This window comes from Tsukamurella spumae (assembly GCF_012396015.1).
GTDB classification, from domain to species: domain Bacteria; phylum Actinomycetota; class Actinomycetes; order Mycobacteriales; family Mycobacteriaceae; genus Tsukamurella; species Tsukamurella spumae.
Genome location: NZ_JAAXOQ010000053.1, coordinates 1 through 8,553, shown reverse-complemented (window position 1 = coordinate 8,553; position 8,553 = coordinate 1). Strand labels below are relative to the sequence as shown.

9 protein-coding genes are annotated in these 8,553 nt (G+C 66.0%); 3 read left to right on the top strand and 6 right to left on the bottom strand.

The genetic code is table 11. The annotated features are described in order from the left end of the window. Positions 1-108 precede the first annotated feature (108 nt). The 4 genes from HF999_RS21690 to HF999_RS21675 are packed head-to-tail and all read right to left on the bottom strand — an operon-like array spanning position 109 to position 3,087. Complete coding sequence (locus HF999_RS21690; RefSeq protein WP_246208418.1) at positions 109-372, bottom strand: LLM class oxidoreductase; 264 nt, start codon at positions 370-372, stop codon at positions 109-111. Between the two features lie 28 nt (positions 373-400). Next, complete coding sequence (locus HF999_RS21685) at positions 401-1,768, bottom strand: FAD-binding oxidoreductase (RefSeq protein WP_006368857.1); 1,368 nt, start codon at positions 1,766-1,768, stop codon at positions 401-403. After that, positions 1,761-2,333: a carboxymuconolactone decarboxylase family protein gene (locus HF999_RS21680; protein ID WP_006368856.1), complete on the bottom strand. Its 573-nt coding sequence runs from the start codon at positions 2,331-2,333 to the stop codon at positions 1,761-1,763. The genes HF999_RS21685 and HF999_RS21680 overlap by 8 nt, the downstream gene beginning before the upstream one ends. Beyond that, a complete protein-coding gene (locus HF999_RS21675; RefSeq protein ID WP_168547845.1) occupies positions 2,326-3,087 on the bottom strand; it encodes a fumarylacetoacetate hydrolase family protein in 762 nt (253 codons plus the stop codon). The genes HF999_RS21680 and HF999_RS21675 overlap by 8 nt, the downstream gene beginning before the upstream one ends. A gap of 313 nt (positions 3,088-3,400) precedes the next feature. Here HF999_RS21675 and HF999_RS21670 point away from each other — a divergent pair, with 313 nt between their 5' ends. Then, on the top strand, positions 3,401-4,183 hold the full coding sequence (locus HF999_RS21670) for an IclR family transcriptional regulator (protein ID WP_006368854.1): 783 nt from the start codon (positions 3,401-3,403) through the stop codon (positions 4,181-4,183). Positions 4,184-4,247: 64 nt separating this feature from the next. Here HF999_RS21670 and dapA read toward each other — a convergent pair whose 3' ends face one another. Beyond that, complete coding sequence (gene dapA, locus HF999_RS21665) at positions 4,248-5,189, bottom strand: 4-hydroxy-tetrahydrodipicolinate synthase (RefSeq protein WP_006368853.1); 942 nt, start codon at positions 5,187-5,189, stop codon at positions 4,248-4,250. After that, positions 5,186-6,121, bottom strand: coding sequence for an ornithine cyclodeaminase family protein (locus HF999_RS21660; RefSeq protein ID WP_006368852.1), 936 nt, complete (start codon positions 6,119-6,121; stop codon positions 5,186-5,188). The genes dapA and HF999_RS21660 overlap by 4 nt, the downstream gene beginning before the upstream one ends. Positions 6,122-6,304: 183 nt before the next feature. On the opposite strand from HF999_RS21660, the gene HF999_RS21655 reads away from it, so the two are divergent. Both HF999_RS21655 and HF999_RS21650 read left to right on the top strand, forming a co-directional pair. Next, positions 6,305-6,811 (top strand): flavin reductase family protein, encoded by a 507-nt coding sequence (locus tag HF999_RS21655; protein WP_006368851.1) that lies wholly within the window; start codon positions 6,305-6,307, stop codon positions 6,809-6,811. Then, positions 6,735-8,408 carry a carboxylesterase/lipase family protein gene (locus HF999_RS21650; RefSeq protein WP_138944084.1) on the top strand — a complete coding sequence of 558 codons (1,674 nt, stop codon included), beginning with the start codon at positions 6,735-6,737 and terminating at the stop codon, positions 8,406-8,408. The genes HF999_RS21655 and HF999_RS21650 overlap by 77 nt, the downstream gene beginning before the upstream one ends. The last annotated feature ends 145 nt before the right edge of the window (positions 8,409-8,553 follow it).

The following is an 8,553-nucleotide window of genomic DNA, read 5'->3' as shown; positions in this document are numbered from 1 at the left end:
TCCCGGGCAACCCGGACCACATCATCACGGAACTCTTTCGGATAAGGCTTAGGCACAGTAGTCATCCTTCCAGGCCGCCCTCCCGGGGCAAGCCAGATCAGATGTCACCTAACCGTGCACCAGTCCCGCATGGTACGCGGGTGACTGATGCCCGGCTAGCTCCGCCGCTCGCTGGTGTCCTGACCAGTTGTCAGCGATGAACAGCGAGTCGAAGCCGGTGTGCTCGGCCGCCTGTGCGAGCGCGATCAGGTTGGCCTTTGTCATTTCCGGGGTGCGGCGGGCCGCTTCGTCCGAGTACAGGAAGTTGGTCTTTCCTGAAGGGAAGAAGTAGCCGAGGTGGAGCTCGTCAGCATTGGTGGGGCGGTGCTTCATGGGGATTCCTTCGTTGGGCTGGCCGGACTCAACCCGCGGGGCTGAGCATGCCTTCGGGGTCGAAGGCGGCGCGGAGGCGGCGCTGGAGCGCGAGGTCCGCCGGATCGAGTTCGCGAATCAGCCAGGGGCGTTTGAGTCGCCCCACGCCGTGTTCGCCTGATGCGGTACCACCGAGGGCGAGAGCCGCGTCGGTGATGTCGACGAACGCCGCGTGAGCGGCGCCGGCGGCCTCCGCGTCGCTGGCGTCGAAAATGATCGTTGGGTGCAGGTTTCCGTCCCCCGCGTGCCCGAACACACCGATGGTCAGGCCTCGTCGGTCCGCGATATGTTCGATCGCTGCGATCAGTTCGACGATCCGCGGTACGGGCACGCAGACGTCGTCGAGCAGCCAGTCGCCGAGCCCCTCGAGTGCGGGGAGTGCCATCCGGCGGGTCTGTAGGAGCATGTCTGATTCTTGGGGGTCCGAGCTGGTCACGACATCGGTGGCTCCACTGGCCGAGAGAATCGCGGCCAACTCGTCCTGCGCCGATTGAGGCATGTTGCCTTCGTACTGGATGAGCAGCAGTGCATTCACGCCCGCGAGATCCATGCCAGTGTGGTGCTCGACCGCGCGTACCGTGGTCCCGTCGAGGATCTCCACCATGGAGAAGGGCGTACCCGAGCGGTGGACTCCGACGATGGCGCGTCCCGCGGCGACGAGAGCATCGAAGGTCGCGAGGACGGTCGTCGGTGGTGCCGGCGCCGGCACCAATCGGACCGTAGCCTCGGCGACCATGCAGAGTGACCCCTCCGATCCGACGATGAGTCCGGTCGTGTCGTAGCCGACCACACCCTTTCGCGTCGTGTGACCGGTTCGCATGATCGTGCCGTCGGCGAGTACCACGGTGAGTGCGGCAACGTAGTCGCGCGTGACGCCATACTTCACGCAGCACATTCCGCCGGCATTCGTCGCAATGTTGCCGCCAATGGTGCACATCTCAACGCTGCCCGGATCCGGCGGGTAGTGGAGCCCGACGGCTCCCGCCGCGGCCCGGAGGTCGGCGGTCACCACGCCAGCCTGCACGGTGGCGAGCCGCGCTTCGGCGTCGATGTCGACGATCGTCTTTAGGCGATGAGTGCTCACCATTACCGCCCCCGACGCGCCGTTTGCGCCCCCGCTTAGGCCGGATCCAGCGCCGCGGATCACGACCGGCACAGAGTGTCGATGCGCCGCGGTGAGACAGAGGGATGCCTCCGCGGTACTGCGCGGTGCGAGGACTACCGCGGGAACACTCCAAGACGTGAATCTTGACTGGTCGCGCGCGTAGCTGGCGGTGATATCGGGGTCGGTGATGACGAGGTCGGACGGCAGCTCGTCGACGAGTGCTCCGATTCCGATGTCGATGACGCTAGTCACCGGACTGTCCCCCGAAGATCGATGTGACCGGCGGTGTGAGAGCGAGGATGTGTCCCATCGACGTCGCCATGAGGTAGTAGCCGATCTGCAGGAGGACGCCGGCTGCGACGCTCGGACCGGCAGCGGTACTCAGTTTGGCGAGTGCCGCCCGCGCGCCGGCCCAGTCCCCGCGCGCAGCCGCTGCGGATGCGGCGAGGACGTCCCTCGTTCCGGCGCGCAGGTCCGAGTGATCCGGGTCAAGAGTCTCGATCGCGGCGATCTCGTCGGAGGTGAACCCCAACCGTAGGGCGCGTCGTTCATGCTGGAACAGTTCGGGTTCTGCGTCGGTTGCGGCGGCGATGGCCAGTGCGACCACTTCGCGGACGTCCTGGTCAACTGGGGAAGCCGAGGCGTCAGCGAATCCGACAAATGCGCGCAGGACGGCGTCATCATTGCCGAGTACGCCGAAGATCTCGCCCAGGTAGCCCAACCGTTCGTAGCGGGGGCGGAGCAGATCCTGCGATGCGAGGCTCAAGTCCTCGAAGGCCAGAGGTGAGATCGGCTTCGCGGTGGTGGGGTCACCCATGGATCGTCCAATCTGAGGTGGCGGGGGCCGGGGACTCGACGCAGAGATTGCGGAGTTCGCCGAGGCCGGAGATTGCGGTGGTGAGAGTCTGGCCGGGGTGCAGCCACGGCGCGGGTTCCTGTCCCAGCGCGATGCCGGGCGGGGTTCCGAGGAAGATCATGTCCCCTGGCTGCAGGGTGATGACGGTGCTGAGATATGAGATGACGGTCGCGGGGTCGAAGATCATGTCGGCGCCGAGGCCGTCCTGCACCCGCTCGCCGTCGACGTCGGTGGTCAGCCGCATGGCGTCCACCGGGCCTGAATCCGTGGTCAGCCAGGGCCCGATCGGCGTCATCGCCTCCCACGCCTTCCCCATTAGGGGCGGCCGGTTGCGGAACTGCCAGTCGCGAACCCCCGTGTCGTTGCCTACGCAGTATCCGGCGATATGCCGCGGGGCGTCCGCGATGGGGATGTGCCGACCTGCAGTGCCGATCACCGTGACCAGTTCCACCTCCCAGTCATTTTGGACGCTGAGGCTGTGGTGCGGCAGGGCGATGGGGTCGTGTGCGCCAACGAGACTCTCGGGGTATTTCGCGAAGATTGACGGATACGCTGGTTGCTCGCGGCCGAGCTCAGTTGCGTGCGAGCCGAAGTTGAATCCAACGAGGAAGACCTTCGCCGAGCGGAGCGTGATCGGCGGAGCGAGGTCCTCTGGAGCGAAGTCCGCCCGGGGTCCGTCCGCACGGGCGAGATCTTCCCAATTGGGGTGCTGCAACAGGGTTCCGACGTCAGGCGCGTCCAGGAGGATCGCACCACCATCCGATTCGACGCGTGCGGCGCGGGTGCGGCCGGCGACACGCAGGGTTGCTAAGCGCATGAGTGAGGACCTCGATCGGCTAAGTAGGAATGAAGCGAGCCACAATTGCCCACGAATATGTGACACGTCACACTCTACGATCCGTGTGGCGGGAAGCGCAACCCGCTGGGCGGGATATGATGAAGCCAATTCTGGGGGCGGCTAACCTCCATGAAGAACCACGGGAGGCGGTGCGGGCACGATGTCGTTGGAAACGGGCAGGGATACGTCGATGGACGGTCAGGATTCCGTCGGGAAGTCCGGGGTCCAGTCGGTGCAGCGTGCGGTCAGGCTATTGGAGGTGCTCGCTGCGGCACGGGGTCCTCAGACGATGCAGTCGCTCGCTCACGAACTCGGCTGCAGCGCCAGCACGGCGCACCGGATCGCGGTGACGCTCGCGCACGGTGACCTTCTCGAGTTCAATCCGCTGACCAAGCGGTACAGCCTGGGAGTCGGGGTGACGAAGCTGGCACAGCGCCGAGCGGAGCAAGTGGACATCGCCTCCATTGCCCAGCCCTACATGGATGATCTACGTGAGCGAGTGATGGAAACGACGTCCCTGTGGACGCGTACCGGCGACTCCAAGGTGTGTGTCGCCTGCTCCGACGGGACGTACACGATCCGGCAGTACCTGCAGATCGGCACCCGGGTCGTGATGGCCGACCTCACGGCGGGTACGCGGGTGCTGCTCGCGGATGATGAACCGGACTCGGTGACAGCCATGGTCGAGGCTTGGTATCCCGACATTGAGCACGCGGAGTTGGAAGAGTTCCTCGCCGATGTCGAGCGAACGCGCGACACCGGGCTCTCGATGCTCCCCGAGGAGGGGGCGAATCGCGTGCACCCCGACGTCTCGACAATGGCTGCGCCGATTCTCGACGGGCGTGGCGCGATCGTGGCCGCACTGGTCGTCGCGGGCCCGGTCGGCCGCCTCACTGCCGAGGCGATGTCCGCCGATGCTGAGGCGCTGCGCACTTGCGCGCGCGAGATCTCGGTTGCTCTCGGCGCGCAGTAGGCGGAGACCCGCACCGGCTTCGGCGGAATCCGGTGCGGGCCTGTCCGGTGTGGGAGCCGGTGAGTTAGGCCGATGGAACGGGAAACCGCTCAAGCGCCAGTGCGGGCTGTGCCTGCTCGAGCAGCGTTTCGATCTTGTCGAGACCCTTGGGTGTCGGTGTGATCAACGGCGGGCGAACCGCCCCCGAGGCCAGGAGGCCCTTGCGCTCAAGGACCCACTTGGCCGGCGCAGGATTCGTCTCGACGAACAGTAGGTCTGTGAGTGGATGCAACGCGTAGTGGATGTCGCGTGCACCGTCGAAATCGCCTGCTTCCCATCGCTCGTACATCGTTGCGACAGCGCGCGGTGCGAGATTTGCGGTTGCGCTGATGAAGCCACGTCCGCCCAGTGCCATGAGCGGAAGGCAGAGCAGCTCGATGCCGGACCATACGAGGAAGTCGCGGCCCGTGGCGTGTAGGACACGGGAGAAGTGCTCAAAGTCGCGCGTGGTCTCCTTGATGCCGACGATATTCTCGTGCGCGCGGTTTAGTCGCGCCACGGTCTCGGGTGCGAGGTCGACCGCTGTGCGTGACGGGACGTTGTAGATCACGATCGGCATGTCGGGGAACTCGGCGGCGACCGTTGAGTACCACTGGAACAACGCCTCCTGGGTGGGCCGCGCGTAGTACGGGGTGATGACGAGGGCTGCGTCAGCACCCGCGTCGACTGCTGCCGCCGTTAGCTCGAGCGTCTCGTCGAGCTTGGCGGAGCCGGTGCCGGCAAGGAAGGGAACGGCGTCGTCAACGACATCGGCGACGGCGCGGATGGCGGCAATCCGCTCGGCGACCGTCTGAGAGCTGGGCTCGCCTGTCGACCCGCCGATGGACACGCCGTGCGTCCCGCTGTCGAGGTGCCACCGCGTCAGCGTGGCGAGGCTCCCGAGATCCAGCCCGAGGTCGTCGGCGAACGGGGTGATCAACGGCGAGATCGATCCGGTGATCGACTCGGGTGTGCTGCGAAACCTCATGCGGTCGGTACTCCTTCGTGGTTGGCCGCAGCGACGTTCGCGACGGCGAGATCGGCAAGGCCCATACCCATGCCTTTAAAGACGGTCAATGCGGGCGACAACGGCCGAGCAGCGGCACCGGTCATGAGATCGCCGAGGGTCTGCACCGGCGAGAAGTCGTCGCCGTAGAACTCGATGAGCTCTCGCGACGCGCGACGCGCGTTCTCGAGGTTGTCCACCACCGTGATCGAGGAATCTGCAAGTAGCGCACTGTCGAATTCCGCCGCGTGCGGAAGGATGGCGCCGATCGCGTTCAGGTGCGCGCCAGGCGCAAGGATTCCGCGCGGGAAGAACGGCTCTCGAGCCCGAGTGACCACCGTGACGATGGGCGCGTCGGCGACCGCCGCCTCGAGGCTGGGCAGGGCTTCGGCGACGATGCCGAGCTCGGCGGAGATCTGCTCCGCGAAGCCGGCGCGGCTTGCCGGGGTAGGGCTCCACACCCGGACACGGCGGAGCGGACGGACGGCCGCGACGGCGGCGACCTGGCGGAGCGCCTGACGGCCGCTGCCGATGATCGCGAGCTCGTCGGCGCCGGGGTCGGCGAGGAGGTCCGTGGCCACGCCAGACACCGCGGCAGTCCGGATGACACCGAGCGTGACGGACTGCATGAGAGCGAGAATGCGGCCGTTGGTGGCGTCGAACAGGCTGAGCAGCGACTCGGCGCCGACGGGGGTGTTGACCCAGGTCTTGAATGCGACCCTGGCGGTCGCATGGTCGAAGCCGCCCAGGGCGTGAGCGGCGCTGGCGGGATCCCACGTGGTCATCGTCTTCGCGATGTTCCCGGCTAGTCCTCGAGCTTCGTGTTCGATGGCCGCGGCGACGGCGGGGATCGCGTCTCGGACGTCGACGGCGCGGTCGACGTCGTTCTCGCTGAGCCAGGGAGGTTGGTGCACGGTCGGTTCCTCGATTCAATGCGTTCCAGGATGGTCGGACGTCATCCCGCATTACGGTATGGACATTCCTTACGACGGATTGTAGCGTGATGTGACGGCGATCACCAGTGGCGGTCCGAGTGACCCGACGGGGCTCTGTCCGTCCGGCCGTCAGCCCTCACCATTCGAGTTCTGGAGAGATTCATGACTTCCAACGAAACCCAGCCCCATGTCGAGATCGACATTGACCGCTTCCGTGATGCGATGACGCGCTTTCCGAGTGGCGTCACGATCGTGACGACGACGGACGCCAGCGGTGCCCCTCGTGGCTTCACGGCGACCTCCTTCTGCTCGCTGTCCGCGGACCCGGCGTTGGTTCTCGTATGCATTGCGAAGAAGGCCGAGTGTCATGAGGCCTTTCTGGAGGCCGACCGCTGGAACATTCACGTCGCTGCGCACGGCCAGGCCGAATTGGCGATGCTGTTCGCGACGCGAGGAGCGGACAAGTTCATAGGGGGTGTGACGCTTGACGAGGCGGGTCAGCCTCTTCTCGCGGGATCGAGTGTCACGCTTCAGTGTTCGGCATTCGACAAACTACCTGGAGGCGACCATACGATTTTGATCGGCCGGGTCGATGGTGTGGATCTCGAGGATGCGGACCCGACGGTGTATCACCGTCGTGAGTTCCGTTGTCTGTCACGGGTATCCTGACGGGCGGGCCACGCAAATGACTCATACCACTGTCACGGTCGAGACCGGCGCACTCCGTGGGCACATCCGCGCCGACGGCGTGCGATCCTTCTTGGGCGTGCCTTACGCAGCGCCGCCGGTGGGCGAACTTCGCTGGCGGGCACCGCGTCCTGCGCACTCGTGGTCCGGCGTGAGAGATGCGCTCCGGTTCGGTCCCGCAGCCCCACAGGCGGCGCCCCCGTCGAACTCCCTCTATTTCGGGGGCGAGGCCGAGTTCAGCGAGGACTGCCTAACGCTGAACGTCTGGACGCCGAGAGCGGGGACCGGTCCGCGCCCCGTCCTGGTGTGGTTTCACTTCGGCGCCTACCAGTTCGGATCCGCAGCCAATCCCATGTACGACGGAGAGCGGTTGGCTCGATCAGGTTGCGTTGTGGTCACGGTCAATCATCGGCTAGGTCGTCTGGGATTCCTTGCGCACCCGGCACTCTCGGCCGAGTCCGAGTACGGGGCTTCCGGCAACTACGGACTGTTGGATCAGATCGCCGCCTTGCAGTGGGTGCAGCGCAACATCGCGGCGTTCGACGGAGACCCGGGTGACGTCACGATCGGTGGCGTTTCCGCCGGCGCCAACTCAGTGCACGTGCTCCGCGCGTCGCCCCTAGCGGTCGGCCTGTTCCATAAGGCGATCGCGCACAGCGGTCCCGGTCTCGCGCGGGACCTGGAGGGGCCTGGCCATCCTGCGGGAGTGCAAACCCTGGCGGCAGGGGAGGCCGCTGGCACCGAGATCATGGAGACGCTGGGAGCTCGAGATCCGGCGGCAATGCGGGCGCTGTCACCCCACCAGATCGACGCAGTACTACTTCCCCGGGCGCACGGATCGTGGAACTTCGACCTGGCGCCCGGTGCAGAGGTCAGTCTGCACCTGTTCGACGGAGCGTACCCCCTGATCGATGGGCATGTTCTGCTCGAATCTCCGATGCGTGCGTACCAGAGCGGCCGGATCCACGACGTACCCTTCCTGCTGGGGGATGTGGGAAACGAGGCTTCGGGACTGCCGTATCTCCCCACGCTCAGCGCCTATCGGGAGCATCTGCGTGCGACCTTCGGTGACGCCGCTGATCGCGCATGGGAGCTCTACCCGGCGTCCGACAATGGGGGAGCGCGGAGCGCCAGTTGGGACCTCGAAGCCGACCGCATCTTCAACTGGTCAACTTGGGCAGCCGCGCGCAGCCACGAGGCTGGTTGTGTGTCGCCGCTCTGGCACTTCCGCTTCTTGCGTCGGCCGCCGATCGCTCCGGCCGACGACGTGATCGAGGCCAGCTACGCGGGCGCATTCCATGGTTCCGACGTCCTGTACGCGTTCGGCGCTCTCGAGCGGGCTCGCCCTTCATGGGCCTGGGAAGACGCTGATCGGGATCTGTCGGCGGCGATGATGTCGTCTCTGGTCAACTTCGTCGCTACGGGTGACCCCAATGGCGACGGCGTTCCGGCGTGGCCGACATTCGATCGGCGCACCCCGTCGACAATGCGGTGGAACGTCGGCATCGAGGTGGGGGAGACGGGCTATGACGCCGAAAAGATGGCGCTGCTCGACGACCTCAACGGCTGGACGGCCTGATCCGAGCCTTGGTCCAGTGGGACTGGTGCACGGTTAGGTGACATCTGATCTGGCTTGCCCCGGGAGGGCGGCCTGGAAGGATGACTACTGTGCCTAAGCCTTATCCGAAAGAGTTCCGTGATGATGTGGTCCGGGTTGCCCGGGA